Origin of the sequence: Trinickia soli, assembly GCF_002879855.1 — a bacterium.
GTDB classification, from domain to species: Bacteria; Pseudomonadota; Gammaproteobacteria; order Burkholderiales; family Burkholderiaceae; genus Trinickia; species Trinickia soli.
Window position 1 is genome coordinate 1 of sequence record NZ_PNYB01000011.1, and the last position, 16,263, is coordinate 16,263.

12 protein-coding genes and 3 pseudogenes are annotated in these 16,263 nt (G+C 63.4%); 10 read left to right on the forward strand and 5 right to left on the reverse strand.

Annotation, left to right across the window (positions count from 1 at the left end; all coding sequences use genetic code 11):
* Positions 1-231: 231 nt before the first annotated feature.
* Positions 232-552 (reverse strand): hypothetical protein, encoded by a 321-nt coding sequence (locus C0Z19_RS14185; protein WP_102610484.1) that lies wholly within the window; start codon positions 550-552, stop codon positions 232-234.
* A gap of 40 nt (positions 553-592) precedes the next feature.
* On the opposite strand from C0Z19_RS14185, the pseudogene C0Z19_RS14190 reads away from it, so the two are divergent.
* From C0Z19_RS14190 to bamC, 8 genes and pseudogenes are all read left to right on the forward strand, one after another.
* Positions 593-1,121, forward strand: a pseudogene (locus C0Z19_RS14190) (ABC transporter ATP-binding protein).
* Between the two features lie 640 nt (positions 1,122-1,761).
* A pseudogene (gene prnA, locus C0Z19_RS14195) lies at positions 1,762-3,378 on the forward strand (tryptophan 7-halogenase PrnA).
* Positions 3,378-4,457: pseudogene (prnB, locus tag C0Z19_RS14200) on the forward strand (monodechloroaminopyrrolnitrin synthase PrnB); the annotation flags it as partial. The pseudogenes prnA and prnB, both read left to right, overlap by 1 nt.
* 57 nt (positions 4,458-4,514) lie before the next feature.
* A complete protein-coding gene (gene prnC / locus C0Z19_RS14205; protein WP_102610623.1) occupies positions 4,515-6,215 on the forward strand; it encodes a monodechloroaminopyrrolnitrin halogenase PrnC in 1,701 nt (566 codons plus the stop codon).
* A 24-nt stretch (positions 6,216-6,239) separates the two neighbouring features.
* Positions 6,240-7,379: an aminopyrrolnitrin oxygenase PrnD gene (prnD, locus tag C0Z19_RS14210; RefSeq protein WP_102610485.1), complete on the forward strand. Its 1,140-nt coding sequence runs from the start codon at positions 6,240-6,242 to the stop codon at positions 7,377-7,379.
* A gap of 135 nt (positions 7,380-7,514) precedes the next feature.
* Positions 7,515-8,759 (forward strand): cation:proton antiporter, encoded by a 1,245-nt coding sequence (locus C0Z19_RS14215; protein ID WP_102610486.1) that lies wholly within the window; start codon positions 7,515-7,517, stop codon positions 8,757-8,759.
* Positions 8,760-9,040: 281 nt separating this feature from the next.
* Positions 9,041-9,316 carry a hypothetical protein gene (locus C0Z19_RS14220; protein WP_233196139.1) on the forward strand — a complete coding sequence of 92 codons (276 nt, stop codon included), beginning with the start codon at positions 9,041-9,043 and terminating at the stop codon, positions 9,314-9,316.
* Positions 9,317-9,462: 146 nt separating this feature from the next.
* On the forward strand, positions 9,463-10,680 hold the full coding sequence (gene bamC / locus C0Z19_RS14225; RefSeq protein WP_102610488.1) for an NlpB/DapX family lipoprotein: 1,218 nt from the start codon (positions 9,463-9,465) through the stop codon (positions 10,678-10,680).
* A gap of 532 nt (positions 10,681-11,212) precedes the next feature.
* Here the strand turns inward: bamC and C0Z19_RS14230 are convergent.
* The 3 genes from C0Z19_RS14230 to C0Z19_RS14240 form a co-directional block, all read right to left on the reverse strand.
* The gene (locus C0Z19_RS14230; RefSeq protein ID WP_102610489.1) at positions 11,213-11,470 is read right to left on the reverse strand and encodes a DNA-binding protein; all 258 of its coding nucleotides are present in this window, start codon (positions 11,468-11,470) and stop codon (positions 11,213-11,215) included.
* A gap of 162 nt (positions 11,471-11,632) precedes the next feature.
* A complete protein-coding gene (locus tag C0Z19_RS14235; RefSeq protein ID WP_102610490.1) occupies positions 11,633-11,911 on the reverse strand; it encodes a hypothetical protein in 279 nt (92 codons plus the stop codon).
* Positions 11,912-12,067: 156 nt separating this feature from the next.
* Positions 12,068-12,787 carry a YdcF family protein gene (locus C0Z19_RS14240; protein ID WP_175084044.1) on the reverse strand — a complete coding sequence of 240 codons (720 nt, stop codon included), beginning with the start codon at positions 12,785-12,787 and terminating at the stop codon, positions 12,068-12,070.
* Positions 12,788-13,031: 244 nt separating this feature from the next.
* Between C0Z19_RS14240 and C0Z19_RS14245 the strand changes: the two genes are divergently transcribed.
* Positions 13,032-13,334: a hypothetical protein gene (locus C0Z19_RS14245; RefSeq protein ID WP_102610492.1), complete on the forward strand. Its 303-nt coding sequence runs from the start codon at positions 13,032-13,034 to the stop codon at positions 13,332-13,334.
* A 759-nt stretch (positions 13,335-14,093) separates the two neighbouring features.
* Here the strand turns inward: C0Z19_RS14245 and C0Z19_RS14255 are convergent.
* The gene (locus tag C0Z19_RS14255) at positions 14,094-14,492 is read right to left on the reverse strand and encodes a transposase (RefSeq protein ID WP_102610494.1); all 399 of its coding nucleotides are present in this window, start codon (positions 14,490-14,492) and stop codon (positions 14,094-14,096) included.
* A 738-nt stretch (positions 14,493-15,230) separates the two neighbouring features.
* Between C0Z19_RS14255 and scpB the strand changes: the two genes are divergently transcribed.
* Positions 15,231-16,226, forward strand: coding sequence for an SMC-Scp complex subunit ScpB (gene scpB / locus C0Z19_RS14260; protein WP_102610495.1), 996 nt, complete (start codon positions 15,231-15,233; stop codon positions 16,224-16,226).
* Positions 16,227-16,263: the final 37 nt, after the last annotated feature.

Below are 16,263 nucleotides of genomic sequence, written 5' to 3' on the forward strand. Positions count from 1 at the left end.
GAAGACTTCAAGCGCTTCGGGGCACTCCGCGGTTTCCTCCATCGAGGCTTATTCGACGCCTGCCCACACGCGCGGCGGCACCGTCACATTCCTGTGGCCGATGGCAGGCATCGAATAACCCTTAACGGCTACGGCCGACCGCATTGCGCAGGAGTCGGCCACAAAGAGACGTTCACCTGTTTGTCTACCGAGACATCTGGACGTCCGGTCCCGGTAAAGAACGGCCACTGACTAGCCGCCCAGATCCGCCACTGCCATCGCCCTGCGTGTGACCAGCTCGCCGAGCGCAACATCGGCAAGCGCAATCCCAAGCGATTTGAAGACCGTTATATCGGCTTGCGAGCGCGTCTCGGCAACGCCATTGGCGATGACATCGCCGAGTTCCGAAACGGTGCTCCAGTCAGCCACGCCCGGCGCCGCCATCAGCAGATCGCCCGCCTCGACATCGGCTGCCTGCACCGCCGTTTCTGCGTTTGAGGCCTCGAAGCATACGCCAGCGTAACGCGCTTGCATTTGCGCACCCGCTTCCTGCACGCCCTCGATGCCGGCCATCAGAACGCGCTTGATGCCCGACTTCTCGACAAGCGTCCGGATGTGGGCTCGGCGAAAATGTGTCGCTGAGCACGGTGCGTATGCGTGCCTCATCCAGGCGGTCAAAGGCATCGACCTCGAAGTCGGGCAGGGCGAACTGGTCACGCTGATCGGCGCGAATGGCGCCGGCAAGACCACGACGATGAAGGCAATCACGCGCCTGAAAGCGTATTCGGCGGGCGATATCGAGTACATGGGCCAGTCGATCAAGGGGCTGCCCGCGCACGAGCTGCTCAAGCGCGGTCTCGCGATGGTGCCGGAAGGGCGCGGCATCTTTGCGCGCATGTCGATCGTCGAGAACATGCAGATGGGCGCGTATATGCGCAACGACAACGACCAGATCGAAAAGGACGTCGACCGTATGTTCGGCTTCTTCCCGCGCCTGAAAGAGCGTGCATCGCAGTATGCGGGCACGCTGTCGGGCGGCGAATCGCGGCTACGTGATGGACTCGGGTCTCGTCACGATGTCGGGTGACGCGAAGCAGATGCTTGATGATCCGAAGGTGCGCGTGGCGTATCTGGGCGAGTGAATCAGCGATACGAGCGAGCCGGTAAGTGCCGGGCATGTTTTTCGGTATCGCTGACGGTATCAATCCTGCGTGACCTTTAGGCGCTGCGTGGCCGACTGAGCCATAGCGTCTCCACAAGAAAGCGTTGCTAATGGAATTTAATCGCCACAACACGAGCGGTATACGTGATCAACCTAAACCGCATATAGATCAATAAAAATTTCTCGCTAGCGCAGTTTGTGACCACCCTTGGCGGAATTTGCGAACCCCAACACCCGCGGCTCCTCGCCCAAGCTCTCGTTAAGCGATTTGAATAAGCACCACGCATGCGCTTGCGAGCTAGCGCCTCTCTGTCACTCATTAAGCAAGTTCGGTCCATCCATATTTGAGGATTAAGCCAAAAAGCATTATTTCGCCGAAAGACTTAACGTTAGTCGCCATGAAACGGTTTTCAGGTGTTTCCGTTTGTAACTGAGTTGGCTGCCGTCCCGCCCGCCGGAGTAAGGTCGTTCAAATCATTAATCAGACGAATGCGCAATGGAGTTTCTGGACGTTGCGCAAGGTCGCAAAGCCTACGCGGCGCGTTGCCGCCGAATCCGGCCGAGTACGCCGCGCAGTACGCACTATCCATTCAGGTTTTAAATCCTTTGAAAAGAGTGTCATGAGCTATCCCATCAAGAATATCGTCATCGTGGGCGGCGGCACCGCGGGCTGGATGGCCGCCTCGTACCTCGTCCGGGCGCTCCAGCAGCAGGCGAACATTACGCTCGTCGAGTCTGAGGCGATCCCCCGGATCGGCGTGGGCGAGGCGACCATCCCGAGTTTGCAGAAGGTCTTCTTCGACTTCCTCGGGATACCGGAGCGGGAGTGGATGCCCCAGGTGAACGGCGCATTCAAGGCCGCCATCAAGTTCGTAAACTGGAGGAAGTCTCCCGACGGCTCGGGCGACGATTACTTCTACCATTTGTTCGGCAACGTGCCGAATTGCGACGGCGTGCCGCTTACCCACTACTGGCTGCGCAAGCACGAACAGGGCTTCCAGCAGCCGATGGCGTACGCTTGCTACCCGCAGACCGGGGCGCTCGACGGCAAGCTGGCACCGTGCCTGCCCGACGGCACCCGCCAGATGTCCCACGCGTGGCACTTCGATGCGCACCTGGTGGCCGATTTCTTGAAGCGCTGGGCCATCGAACGCGGGGTGACCCGCGTGGTCGACGAGGTCGTGCAGGTTCACCTGAACGACCGCGGCTTCATCTCCAGCCTCTCCACCAAGGAGGGGCGGACGCTGGAGGCGGATCTGTTCATCGACTGCTCCGGCATGCGGGGGCTCTTGATCAACCAGGCGCTGAAGGAGCCCTTCATTGACATGTCCCACTACCTGCTGTGCGACAGCGCGGTCGCCAGCGCCGTGCCCAACGACGACGCGCGCGAGGGAATCGAGCCGTACACCTCCGCGATCGCCATGAACTCGGGGTGGACCTGGAAGATTCCGATGCTGGGCCGGTTCGGCAGCGGCTACGTCTTCTCGAGCAAGTTCACCTCGCGCGACCAGGCCACCGCCGACTTCCTCGACCTCTGGGGCCTCTCGGACAAGCAGCCGCTCAACCAGATCAAGTTCCGGGTCGGGCGCAACGGGCGGGCGTGGGTCAACAACTGCATCGCTATCGGGCTGTCGTCGTGCTTTTTGGAGCCCCTGGAATAGACGGGAATCTACTTCATCTACGCGGCGCTTTACCAGCTCGTGAAGCACTTCCCCGATACCTCGTTCGACCCGCGGTTGACCGACGCGTTCAACGCCGAGATCGTCCACATGTTCGACGACTGCCGAGATTTCGTCCAGGCGCACTATTTCACCACGTCGCGCGAAGACACGCCGTTCTGGCTCGCGAACCGGCACGACCTGCGGCTCTCGGACGCCATCAAAGAGAAGGTTCAGCGCTACAAGGCGGGGCTGCCGCTGACCACCACGTCGTTCGACGATTCTACGTACTACGAGACGTTCGACTACGAGTTCAAGAACTTCTGGTTGAACGGAAACTACTACTGCATCTTCGCCGGCTTGGGCATGCTGCCCGACCGGTCGCTGCCGCTCTTGCGGCACCGACCGGAGTCGATCGATAAGGCCGAAGCGATGTTCGCCCGCATCCGGCGCGAGGCCGAGCGCCTGCGGACGAGCCTGCCGACGAACTACGACTACCTGCGGTCGCTGCGTGAGGGCGACGCGGGGCGGTCTCGCAGCCAGCGCGGGCCGACGCTCGCGGCGCCGGAAATCCTGTAGTGGAGCGCGCCTTGGACCGGGTATGCGCTTCCGCGGCCGCGCACGCTGCGGTGGCGGCCTGCGATCCGCTGCAGGCGCGGGCGCTCGTTCTGCAGCTGCCGGGCCTGAACCGTAAAAAGGACGTGCCCGGCATCGTTGGCCTGTTGCGCGAGCTCCTCCCGGCGCGCGGCGTGTCCTCCGGCTGGGGCTTCGTCGAAGCCGCCGCCGCGATGCGGGACATCGGATTCTTCCTGGGGTCGCTCAAGCGGCACGGACACGAACCCACGGACGTGGTGCCCGGGCTCGAGCCGGTGCTGCTCGACTTGGCGCGCGCAACCGACCTGCCGCCGCGCGAGACGCTCCTGCATGTGACGGTCTGGAACCCCGCGGCGGCCGACGCGCAGCGGAGCTACACCGGGCTCCGCGACGAAGCGCACCTGCTCGAGAGCGTGCGCATCTCGATGGCGGCCCTCGAGGCGGCCATCGCAGTGGCCGTCGAGCTGTCCGACGTGCCCCTGCGGTCGCCCGCGTTCGCGCAAGGGTGCGACGAGCTAGCGGCCTATCTTCAGAAAATGGTCGAATCGATCGTTTACGCTTACCGCTTCATCTCGGTGCAGGTCTTCTACGACGAGCTCCGCCCCTTCTACGAACCGATTCGAGTCGGCGGCCAGAGCTACCTCGGCCCCGGTGCCGTAGAAATGCCCCTCTTCGTGCTGGAGCACGTCCTGTGGGGCTCGCAATCGGATCACCAAGCTTATCGAGAATTCAAAGAGACGTACCTGCCCTACGTGCTTCCCGAGTTCAGGGCGGTCTACGCTCGGTTCGCTGGGGAGCCTGCGCTCGTCGACCGCGCGCTCGGCGAGGCGCAAGCGGTCGGCGCGCGGAGCGAGCCTGTCGGGGCCGGGCTGGCGGCCCTCGACCGGGTCTTCGAGGTCCTGCTGCGCTTCCGGGCGCCTCACCTCAAATTGGCGGAGCGGGCGTACGAAGCCGGACGAAGCGGCCCCACGATAGGCAGTGGGGGGTACGCGCCCAGCATGCTCGGCGATCTACTCACGCTTACGCGTGCCGCGCGGTCGCGCCTCCGGGCCGCGCTCGACGAGCCCCGACGTCTGACGCGTGCGGCCATGTGTTCCATCTCACAAGGAGAGCTTGCCCCCATGACTCAGAAGAGCCCCGCGAACGGGCACGATAGCAACCACTTCGACGTGATCATCCTCGGCTCGGGCATGTCCGGCACCCAGATGGGGGCCATCCTGGCCAAACAACAGTTTCGCGTGCTGATCATCGAGGAGTCGTCGCACCCGCGGTTCACGATCGGCGAATCGTCGATCCCCGAGACGTCTCTTATGAATCGCATCATCGCCGATCGCTACGGCATACCGGAGCTCGATCACATCACGTCGTTCTACGCGACCCAGCGTTACGTCGCGTCGAGCACGGGCATCAAGCGCAACTTCGGTTTCGTGTTCCACAAGCCCGGCCAGGAGCACGACCCGAAGGAGTTCACACAGTGCGTCATTCCCGAGCTGCCGTGGGGTCCGGAGAGCCATTATTACCGGCAAGACGTCGACGCCTACCTGTTGCAAGCTGCCATTAAGTACGGCTGCACGGTCCGCCAGAAGACGAACGTGACCGAATACCTCGCCGACAAAGACGGCGTCGCGGTGACCACCGCCCAAGGCGATCGGTTCACCGGCCGGTACATGATCGACTGCGGAGGACCCCGCGCGCCGCTCGCGACCAAGTTCAAGCTCCGCGAAGAGCCGTGTCGCTTCAAGACGCACTCGCGCAGCCTTTACACGCACATGCTCGGCGTCAAGCCGTTCGACGACATCTTCAAGGTCAAGGGGCAGCGCTGGCGCTGGCACGAGGGGACCTTGCACCACATGTTCGAGGGCGGCTGGCTCTGGGTGATTCCGTTCAATAACCACCCGCGGTCGACCAACAACCTGGTGAGCGTCGGCCTGCAGCTCGACCCGCGTGTCTACCCGAAAACGGACATCTCCGCGCAGCAGGAATTCGACGAGTTCCTCGCGCGGTTCCCGAGCATCGGGGAGCAGTTCCGGGACGCCGTGCCGGTGCGCGACTGGGTCAAGACCGACCGCCTGCAATTCTCGTCGAGCGCCTGCGTCGGTGACCGCTACTGCCTGATGCTGCACGCGAACGGCTTCATCGACCCGCTCTTCTCCCGGGGGCTCGAGAACACCGCGGTGACGATCCACGCGCTCGCGGCGCGCCTCATCAAGGCGCTGCGCGACGACGACTTCTCCCCCGAGCGCTTCGAGTACATCGAGCGCCTGCAGCAGAAGCTTTTGGATCACAACGACGACTTCGTCAGCTGCTGCTACACGGCGTTCTCGGATTTTCGCCTGTGGGACGCGTTCCACAGGCTGTGGGCGGTCGGCACGATCCTCGGGCAGTTCCGGCTCGTGCAAGCCCACGCGAGGTTCCGCGCGTCGCGTGACGAGGGCGACCTCGATCACCTCGACAACGACCCCCCGTACCTCGGGTACCTGTGCGCGGACATGGAGGGGTACTACCAGTTGTTCAACGACGCCAAAGCCGAGGTCGAGGCTGTGAGCGCCGGGCTCAAGCCGGCCGAGGAGGCCGCGGCGCGGATTCACGCCCTCATCGACGAACGAGACTTCGCCAGGCCGATGTTCGGCTTCGGGTACTGCATCACCGGGGCCAAGCCGCAGCTCAACAACTCGAAGTACAGCCTGCTGCCGGCGATGAAGCTGTTGCACTGGACGCAAACCAGCGCGCCGGCAGAGGTGAAAAAGTACTTCGACTATAACCCGATGTTCGCGCTGCTCAAGGCGTACGTCACGACGCGCATCGGCTTGGCGCTGAAGTAGTCGGCCGACACCAGCACGAAAACGATGAACGACATTCAATTGGATCAAGCGGATCTGGTGGGCACCGAGGAGCATCCCCCGGGGAAGGAACATCCCCAGGGGGCGTACGACGCGACCACGCGCCTGGCGGCGAGCTGGTACGTCGCAATGCGCTCGGACGACCTCAAGGACAAGCCGACGGAGTTGACGCTCTTCGGCCGTCCGTGCGTGGCGTGGCGCAGCGCGACGGGCCGGGCCGTGGTGATGGACCGCCACTGCTCGCACCTCGGCGCGAACCTGGCTGACGGGCGGGTCAAGGACGGGTGCATCCAGTGCCCGTTTCACCACTGGCGGTACGACGAGCAGGGCCAGTGCGTTAACATCCCCGGCCACAGCCCGGAGGTGCGCCGGCTGGAGCCTGTCCCGCGCGGGGCGCACCAGCCGACATTGGTCGCCGCCGAGCGATATGGCTACGTGTGGGTCTGGTATGGCTCCCCGCAGCCGCTGCACCCGCTGCCCGAAATCGCCGCGGCCGACGTCGACAACGGCGACTTTATGCACCTGCACTTCGCGTTCGAGACGACGACGGCGGTCTTGCGGATCGTCGAGAACTTCTACGACGCGCAGCACGCGAACCCCGTGCACGAGCTTCCGATCAAGGCCTTCGAGCTCAAGCTCTTCGACGATTGGCGCCAGTGGCCTGAGGTCGAGTCGCTGGCCCGGGCGGGCGCGTGGTTCGGTGCCGGGATCGACTTCACCGTGGACCGGTACTTCGGGCCCCTCGGCATGTTGTCGCGCGCGCTCGGCCTGAGTATGTCGCAGATGAACCTGCACTTCGATGGCTACCCCGGCGGGTGCGTCATGACCGTCGCCCTGGACGGAGACGTCAAATACAAGCTGCTCCAGTGTGTGACGCCGGTGAGCGACGGCAAAAACGTCATGCACATGCTCATTTCGATCAAGAAGGTGGGCGGTCCCCTGCGCCGCGCGAGAGACTTCGTGCTGTTCGGGTTGCAGACCAGACAGGCCGCGGGGTACGACGTCAAAATCTGGAACGGGATGAAGCCGGACGGCGGCGGCGCGTACAGCCGGTACGACAAGCTCGTGCTCAAGTACCGCGCGTTCTACCGAGGTTGGGTCGACCGCGTCGCCGAGGGGACCGCTCGATCGCGCAGCCGCGAGTGAGCGGCGATGCGTGAGCCGGCGGCCCTAGCCGAGCCGGTCTCGGCCGCGTCGTTCCGCCTGGCACTCGCGAACCTGGCGCGCGGCGTCACGGTCATCACGGCGTAGTGCGTCGGTCGCACTTTCCCGAGACATTTCATGACTATTTGGCTGCTGCAACTCGTGCTCGTGATCGGACTCTGCAACGTCTGCGGCCGCGCTGCCGAACGACTCGGCCAGTGTGCGGTCGTCGGCGAGATTGCGGCCGGCCTGCTGCTCGGGCCTTCGCTGTTCGGCAGCATCGCACCTGATTTCTACGATGTGCTGTTCGGCCCGCGTGCGCCGTCGGGGATGGCGCAACTCGGCGAGGTCGGTCTGGTGTTGCTGATGTTTCAGGTCGGTCTGCATATGGACTTCGGCGTCACGCTGCGCGGACGCCGGTGGCGCGTGCCGGTTGCGATTGCGGCGGGCGGCCTGTTCGTGCCGGCAGCGATCGGCATGATCGTGGCGGTCGTGTCGAAGGGGACGCTCGCCAGCGATGCGCCGTCGCTGCGGTACGTGCTGTTTTGCGGCGTTGCGCTCGCGGTATCGGCGGTGCCGGTCATGGCGCGCATTGTCGATGACCTGAGGCTCGGCGCGATGGCGGGCGCGAGGCATGCGATGTCTGCCGCGATGCTTACCGACGCGCTCGGCTGGATGCTGCTTGCGGTAATCGCATCGTTGTCGAGGGGGCCGGGCTGGGCATTCGCGCGCATGCTCGTCAGCATGCTCGTCTATCTGGCACTGAGCGCGCTGCTGGTGCGCTTCGTGGTTCGCCCGACGCTCGAGCGGCTCGCATCGACGGCGCATGCCGCGCGCGACCGGCTGGCAGTCATGTTCTGCTTCGTGATGGCGTCGGCTCTGGCGACCTCGATGATCGGGTTCCACAGTGCATTCGGCGCGCTTGCCGCGGCGCTGTTCGTGCGGCGTGTGCCGGGTGTCGCGAAGGATTGGCACGATAGCATCGAGGGCTTCGTCAAGCTGGTGCTGATGCCGGTGTTCTTTGCCCATGCGGGGCTGCACGCGTCGATAGGGACGATCGACGACTCGACTTCGTGGTTGTGGTTCGGCGTGTTTTTCGCGGGCGGGTTCGTCGGCAAGTTCGGGGGCAGCTATCTGGGTGCGCGCGCCACCGGGCTTGCGCCGCACGACGCGATGCTGGTGGGCTCGCTGATGAATACGCGCGGATTGATGGAGCTGATCGTGCTATCGATCGGTCTGCAGATGCAGATTCTTCCGGCGCGTGTTTACACGATTCTCGTCGTGTTCGCGCTGGTGACGACAGCGCTGACCGCGCCGCTCGTCAGATTTATGCTGCGCATGCAATCGCGCTCGACGCGGGCGATTTCGGTCGCCGGCAAGTGAGGCGGTGCCGGACGCGAGAACGTCCGGCGAGACGCGTGCGCGGGGGCCAAAGAGGGGGCGCGTGCGTTCTCGATCTTCGTCAGGCCGCTGCGGCAGCGGCGCTTCCGCCGAACGTCGCAAAAGTGGCTTCCTGTGCGTCGCAATCGACCGGCGAGACCGAGTTCGCCCTTTGTGCATCCGGGCTGAACATGAACCCGGAATGGCGAATCGCCGCGGAGTGTGCGGCACCCCCGACAGCCCGACTGTCCCGCCGGTCTCCTCTTCCGCCGCACGGTGCTAGCATGTCCGCTGTATCCGGTGGAAAGGACAAGGAGGCGGCCATGGATGGCTTCATGCGGCATCAAATGGAAGGCGTCTCGGTCGACATTCAGATCGTGCCCGCAAAGCCTCGTGGCTTCGCCGCTCGCTTCAGAGTCTCGGGCGACGTCGGCGACGAAGCCGATTGGCCGATCGTTCATGTCGCCCAGGGCCCCTTCGCTACCATGCAGCAGGCGGAAGAGGCCGCGAAATCAGCGGCGTTGCAGCATATCCTCGAGCGCGGCTCGCCCCCTCGTTGAGCCACCTGGAAAACGAGCGCTATGCGCCGCGGCGAGCACGGTTTGCCGGGCCAGGGACGTGTTTTTGCACATGAATCGTCCGGCCCGGTAAAATGCTCGGCTGATCCATTCACTCGCGGCGGCGAAAGCGCAAGGATTTCCCGAACATGACCGATTTTCGTTTTACCTCGCGGTTCGCCGCTGTGGTTTTGGCCGGCGGCCTCGTTGCCGGTTGCAGTACGTCGTCGCCCACCAAGGTCGACTACAAGAGCGATTCCAAATCGAAAGAAGTCTCGCTCGCCATTCCACCGAACTTCCTCGACGAAGCCGCTGATCAGCGTTCCCTGCCGCCGCAAAGCGGCGAAGCGTCGCTCTCCGGTCTGGCGCAGGTGCAAAAAGTGGCGCCGTCTGAAAATGCCGTCATGCCGCCGGTCAAAGGCATGCACATTCAGCGGGACGGCACGGAAAGCTGGCTCGTGATCGACAACCGTTCGCCCGACGAAGTCTGGCCGCGCATCCGTCGTTTCTGGCAGGAGCAAGGCTTCCTCCTCGTGGTCGATCAGCGCGACAAGCACGTGCTCGAAACCGACTGGAACGAAACGCGTCCGCAAATCAACCAAGGCCTCATTCGCAATACGTTGTCGAAGGCGATGGGCAATGCGTATGTCGCGGCCGAGCGCAACAAATACCGCACGCGCCTCGAAGCGGCGCCGAGCGGCGGCACCTATGTGTTCATCAGCCAGAAGGGCATGCGCGAAGCGCTCGAAGGGCCGAATAGCGACACGACCAAGTGGGAAGCGAAGCCTAACGACCCGGCCCTGGAGCTCGAGTATCTGAAGCGATTGATGGCGGGCCTTGCATTGGCCGACTCGCGCGGCGACACGGCGGGCCCGGTTGCGGCCGACATTGCGCCGGCTCCGGCCAGCGCTGCGACGGCGAAGAAGGGCAAGGCCGATGCCGACGCCGCTGCCGTGGCCGCGCGCAACGCGACCCTTTCGGCCCAGTCGCAAGCGGTACAAACCGCTTCGACCGATGCGCAATACACGTCGACGGAGCTCACGCTGGACGAGCCGTACGAACAGGCGTGGGCGCGCGTGGGACTCGCGCTCGATCGCTCGAACTTCACCGTCAACGACCGTGACCAGAGCGGTGGGCTCTACTACATCAGCTATGTCGATCCCAAGGACAAGTCCTCCGACGAGCAAGGCTTCTGGAGCCAGGTATTCCACGGCCGCAAGGAAAAGGTCGCCAAGCAATATCGGATCAACGTAAAGGCCGTGACCGAGAACCAAACGCGCGTGGCCGTCGTCGACGATAAAGGCGCGATTCAGAGTTCGGGGCCGGCCAAGGAAATCATGTCGCTGCTCGTCGATCAATTGCGCTGACCGCCGCGTTTCCACGCGCTGAGCATCAACACGAACCCGCCGCCCGGCGGGTTTCGTTTTTTGGGGCTTCCCCCGACGCCGTCGGTGTGTTCCGTTGTGATCGCCGGCGTCACGTGACGTTACGCCGTAACGTTTCGTCGCCGCAACGTTTCTCGCCGAATCGATTTTCGTTTTTCTTTCGAAATCAAAGGCCTGAATGCGGCTTTCGAGATGGCACGCAAACTGCTTTTTAAAGCCGGGTAGGGCAAAAATGCAGGGAGGAGAAGAGGGGTGACGCTTTACCAAAAACGAATCCGCTGTCGCTACTCAAGCCGCGTACCGCGTGGTTGCGTGGATCTTTGAGCGGCAATCGGATCTATCGAAGCAGCACCCCGCACAAACATGGCTCGCGTTGCCCGCGAGCTTCGGTGGCCCCGTCGCCTATCCTCGTAAGGCGACGGTTTTACCCGCGTTCCACGGAACGCGGGTATTTTTTCGTGCGCATGCAATGCGTTGTCAGATTCGTTAGGACAACGAATGAATCTGCGGAAGGTCAGTGACTGGCCTGCAGCACATCGAGGATCAGGATGATGGTCCAATCCGCATCGCCGTCGTGATGGTATTGACGCTCGGCAACCACGAACGGCTGCTGCTTACCGGCAGGGCCGAGAAATAAAACGTCGCCTTCCATCGGCAGGCACTCGACCGGCGGCAAAGCCAGAAACGCTTCTTGCGACCCACGCGGCATCAGCTTTTCGATTTTGCGCGATGCCGCTTCGGTCCATTCGATATCCAGTTGGATGTTGCTCATGCTGTCCTCTCCGCGCCCGTGCGCGCGGGTTGTAAAACGATCCGGTGCGCGACTTTAGCATACCGCTCGCACGGGATCGCCGGACCCAAAGAAAAGCCGAAGCCAGCGGGACCGGCTTCGGCTCGTCATGCGAGGGCGGCTCGCGCCGCACGTGTCATGCGGTTATTGGCTTGCGCCGCTGGCGGGCGCCGCTCCCGCTGCGCTTGCCGCCTTCTTCGTCATGTGCTTCTTCATTATTTTCTTGTGATGCGGCTTCTTCATCGGCGTCGCTTCATCCATCGGCATGGTGCTTTGCTGCTGCTCCAAAGCCTGGGCACGTTGCTCGACGTCGGCAGCCTTGGCCGGATCGGTGCTCATCGTGACGCCGCCCTCAGTTTGAGCGTATGCGGCGCCGGCCAGCACCGACAGGGAAATCAAGACAGTCAGGGACGCTTTCTTCATTATTGCCTCCGTGCGAAAAGTGGATGGATAGTGGTCCAAATGCTGCCCGTCTGGCTGGACATTGCAAATTCTAGCCAGCATATGCCTAAGTACGCGATTCGTGTGGAGCAAAAGCGACGATCCGTTACGTCTCGTTACATGTCGGGATCGAGCCCGTCAAAACCAGCCCAACGCACGATAGACGTAGAACTGGATCATACCGATCAGTTCATGCATCGCGAGGTTGGCGGAGACGAGGTTCGACCAACGCGGCAATACACCGCGTTCGGCGACCCGCAAGTCGCACGCCACCGGTTCGGGCGCGAGCGCGAAGCGGCGGAAGTCCATGAGCGCTCGCGGCATATGGTAGGCCGAGGTGACAAGCATCAACGAATCGTAACGTTCGCTGCGCAAAATACGCGCGACCTGCCTCGCGTTTTCATAGGTCGTGCGACTGGCGTTCTCGAGCACGAGGTCGGCGCTCGCGACATGTGCGCGTAGCAGATAGGGCGCATAGTTGTCGGCTTCGGCGGCCGAATGACGCTGCGGATTGCCGCCGCTCACGATCACCCGACATCGCTTTGCTTGCCGCTTGCATTGCCCATACAGCGAGGCTGCGGTCGCGATGCGTAGCAGTGCGGCGGGTTTCGGTACGAGGACGCCATGCTCGTCGTAGCGGGTGCCGGCTCCGAGCAATACGATCACCGGATTCTCGCCGAAATGCGGCGGCCCGTAGTGCGCCGCATCGCGCTGCACGGAGGCCAGCAAAGGGGCGGTGAGCCACCCGGCCGACAGAAGCCAGAACAGCGCCAGGGCGATGGCGGCGATCGCCTTGCGTCTGCGGGGCCACAGCACGAAAACTGCCAAAAAAAGCGCGAATAAAGTGAATATGATCAATTGAGATGCGGTAACGTATGGTTTCGGGGATCGCATCGCCCTTAGCCGGCGATGCATTCAAATGGACCACGGGCGGCCGCCTTTTTTTGCGCGGCAAATCGCCCGATTATAGGCAGTACCTTCGATACGACGGCGCGGGTACATCCTGCTGCCGCCCCGGCTCGGCGGTTCGGCTCTCACCGGTACCGGCTGCCGCACGGCATGCGCCGTCAGTACGACGGCAGCACTTTAAGAAAGAGTCGAGATGACCACGTATTCCAACGAAGCGGTGCTCGAAGCGCTTAGGCGAGTGCAATATCGTCAGGTTCCATGGGCCAGACGCCCCGGAGTGTTCGAATATCTGCGAGGGCTCGGCTTGATGGAAACGGCTCGCCAGCGCACGGTCGCACCGGGAGCAGGTTTTCATGCGCCTGTCGATATCGCGGTGCTCACCGACAAGGGCCGAGCCGAATTCAATCGCCTCGCGCGCGAAGAGCGGGCGCTGGCCTGGACCGACGCGCGCACGAGCGAATACTCCCCAAGCGAAGCCGTCGCACAGTCGAACTGAAGCAGTAACGTCGCGGCGGCGATGTCTGCGGTGGCGAGTTCGCCAGGGCGCTCAAAAAAAACCCGTATCGCGAGGATACGGGTACCGGATATTTCTGCTGCCACGCTGTGCTCATGGCATTCACTCCGACTAGCCGAATGGTCGGTGGTTCCCTTGGTTTCGATTTGAATTGCGTGAATGGCGCGATCTGCGCGAATCAGTGAGGCGGGGGAGTGCGCGGGCGGGTGGCATTTTCGTTCCAACGCGCATTGTTTTCGATGTCGCCGCGCAGGTTTCCGCGCGGCGCCGACGCGCCGGAGGGTGCGTTGGACGGTGGGCCCCGCCAGCCGGCCGCCATTTTGGGTGCGCTCGTGCGTGCCGGGGCGGGCGGAGGGTGCGCGCAAGCGAAGCCCCCATATGCAAGCGCGACGCTGCATAAGAGCAAACCCGCTGCGAAATTCGCTGCCTTCATTCGATGAGCTCTCCCGGCACGGGCATGCCGGCGGCTGTCCGCATGGGCACACAATAGGCTCACGAGCGAAAGCCCGCTGTAAATATTAGTAAATGGATGTTTCGCAAGCCGGCGTCCCGAAATGAGCGCCGCACATTGTCGTTGTCGCGGGAAGGAAGTCGACTGCAGGCATCGCATTGATGCCGGCGCACGGAAGGGCGCCAAACGAGGCGCACATTATCGGTGTGGGCGCCGCAGTGCGATCCGGGTCATTCGCGCGAGCATCGTCTCGATACTCGCGCATCGGTGCGGCCGTCGGCGGCGCGGAATCAGGCCATCTTGACCGGTGCGCGCCACGATTCGGGATTGGTCCAGAACGCGCCGCGCAGGCGGTCCTGGCTGCGCGGGGCCGGCGGCTTGACCGCGGTGGCGCCGATCCGGCCGCGCAGCGAAATCTGGCGGCCGCAGGTGCCCAGACGGTTGACGATTTCGACGAGGGTGCCATCGGCCTGCCACTCATCGAAACGGCGTCTGCAGGTGGGAGGCGACGGATAGCGACCCGGCAGCTTCGACCAGCCCTCGCCTGTCGACAACACCCACAGCACGGCGTTCACGACAGCACGCGCCTCGACGCGCGGGCGTCCGCGTCGCTCGCTCCGTGCAGGTTCCGCACAGAACAGCGCTTCGACCAGCGCCCATTCGTTATCTCTTAAATCGTCGAACACCATATGTCCTCACCTCAGCGAAACTGACTCCGGTGCGCTGCCCCGTGCCGCGCACTCTTGAGACACTCGGATCGAGTGTCGAGCGAGCCGGTTGGCACCGCGAACGGATCATCGAATCGCGCGGCGCCGACCGCAGCGCCGAGCAATGCAGGAAGCGTGCCATTGGGTGGCCAAATGCCTGCAAGCCCCGCCGCGACAGGCCTGAGGGGCCGTTAGTCAGGGGCGTATGAGACGCCAAAATGCCCGTGCCGGAAATAAGGGCAATCACCAATCTAGTGCAACTGCGCGCGCCGCATGTGCGCCCGCGCATGCTTATTGCGGCGCGATAAATGCACGCGACATCGGTTTCGAGGCAGGGACGTAACTGCCGTGCGGCGGGCGCATTGCGCAGATTTCTGAATTTTGCGTGTGCAGCAAGAGAAGGTGGCTGGGCGCGGTCGTGCGGGAGTCCGGCGGTGGTTCACTATTTGGCAGGCATTGCGCTTTTCGCCACGACGCGCGCATTTCGATTCGCTATTTACGCCCTCGGCCTTTTTGCGTAAGATGGCGTTCAGTCACGCGGCGCCTTCTCCGGAAAACCGCTGCTTCGTCCGGCTGGGCTTGGCTCGATCGCTGTTTCGAATCGCCACCCCCCGGTCCGTGCTCCCATCAATATGACCGATCAGAATCGGGCGAGCGCGTCTTCAGTTCCATATCGTCTGTTTGATCCGGTTCGTTGACCACAGGGTCTGACCTAGCTGCATGAATACCCAAGAGGCGAAGATCGTCCTCGAGACTGCTTTGATTTGCGCGCAAGAACCGCTCAAGGTGGGTGACCTGCGCAAGCTGTTCGCTGATGGTGTATCGGCGGATACAGTCCGTGCGTTGCTTGAGGATTTGAGAAACCAATGGTCGGGGCGGGGCGTTGAGCTTGTCTCCCTCGCTACGGGCTGGCGCTTTCAAAGCAAGCCCGCCATGCGGACCTTTCTGGATCGTCTGAATCCGGAGAAGCCGCCAAAGTATTCGCGCGCCGTGCTGGAAACGCTTGCGATCATCGCGTACCGCCAGCCGGTTACGCGTGGCGATATCGAAGAGATTCGCGGGGTCACCGTCAACACGCAGGTGATCAAGCAACTCGAAGACCGCAGCTGGATCGAGGTGATCGGGCATCGCGATGTGCCGGGGCGGCCTGCGCTGTATGCCACTACGAAGCAATTTCTCGACGATCTCGGACTGAAGGCACTCGACGAGTTGCCGCCGCTCGAGGATCCGTCCGCGCAGAGCGCCGCAGACCTGCTCGCGCAGCATTCCATCGAGTTTCCCGAGGATGCCGCGTTGGCCGAAGGCGCGGCACCCGAAGGCGCGGCACCCGAAGGCGCGGCACCCGAAGGCGGCGAGCCGGCGCATGACGCGGCGGTCGCAGCCGTGGCCGAGGCGCCGCCCGATGGCCTGGATCGGCAAGAACATGAAGATGACGATGCGCGCACGTCGCAGGACGAGCGGGCAAACGTTGCACCGACCGTCGAAGACGGCGCGAGCGATGCTGCCAACGGCGAGCGCGCTGGCGAGCAAGGCCGGTACGAGGCTACGTCGAGCGAAAGCGACATCGAGCACGAAGGGCATGAGCGGACCGTTGCGGCTGACACCGCAGAGGCTCATGCGGTCAATGCGGTGCGCGATTACCCGCCGCATCGCAGCGCATCCGCCGACGACGCGGACGCATTCACCGATGACGAACCCGCGTCGCGCAGCGCCTGACGTAACCGAACGCATATAGCGCCCGCAAGGGGCGCGC

Excerpts from the sequence above, each read along its gene's own strand:
- C0Z19_RS14185 (WP_102610484.1), bottom strand. The coding sequence starts at position 552 with ATGGCCGGCATCGAGGGCGTGCAGGAAGCGGGTGCGCAAATGCAAGCG.
- C0Z19_RS14220 (WP_233196139.1), top strand. The coding sequence starts at position 9,041 with ATGTCCGCTGTATCCGGTGGAAAGGACAAGGAGGCGGCCATGGATGGC.
- prnC (WP_102610623.1), top strand. The coding sequence starts at position 4,515 with ATGACTCAGAAGAGCCCCGCGAACGGGCACGATAGCAACCACTTCGAC.
- C0Z19_RS14255 (WP_102610494.1), bottom strand. The coding sequence starts at position 14,492 with ATGGTGTTCGACGATTTAAGAGATAACGAATGGGCGCTGGTCGAAGCG.
- bamC (WP_102610488.1), top strand. The coding sequence starts at position 9,463 with ATGACCGATTTTCGTTTTACCTCGCGGTTCGCCGCTGTGGTTTTGGCC.
- prnD (WP_102610485.1), top strand. The coding sequence starts at position 6,240 with ATGAACGACATTCAATTGGATCAAGCGGATCTGGTGGGCACCGAGGAG.
- C0Z19_RS14230 (WP_102610489.1), bottom strand. The coding sequence starts at position 11,470 with ATGAGCAACATCCAACTGGATATCGAATGGACCGAAGCGGCATCGCGC.
- C0Z19_RS14215 (WP_102610486.1), top strand. The coding sequence starts at position 7,515 with ATGACTATTTGGCTGCTGCAACTCGTGCTCGTGATCGGACTCTGCAAC.
- C0Z19_RS14245 (WP_102610492.1), top strand. The coding sequence starts at position 13,032 with ATGACCACGTATTCCAACGAAGCGGTGCTCGAAGCGCTTAGGCGAGTG.
- C0Z19_RS14235 (WP_102610490.1), bottom strand. The coding sequence starts at position 11,911 with ATGAAGAAAGCGTCCCTGACTGTCTTGATTTCCCTGTCGGTGCTGGCC.
- scpB (WP_102610495.1), top strand. The coding sequence starts at position 15,231 with ATGAATACCCAAGAGGCGAAGATCGTCCTCGAGACTGCTTTGATTTGC.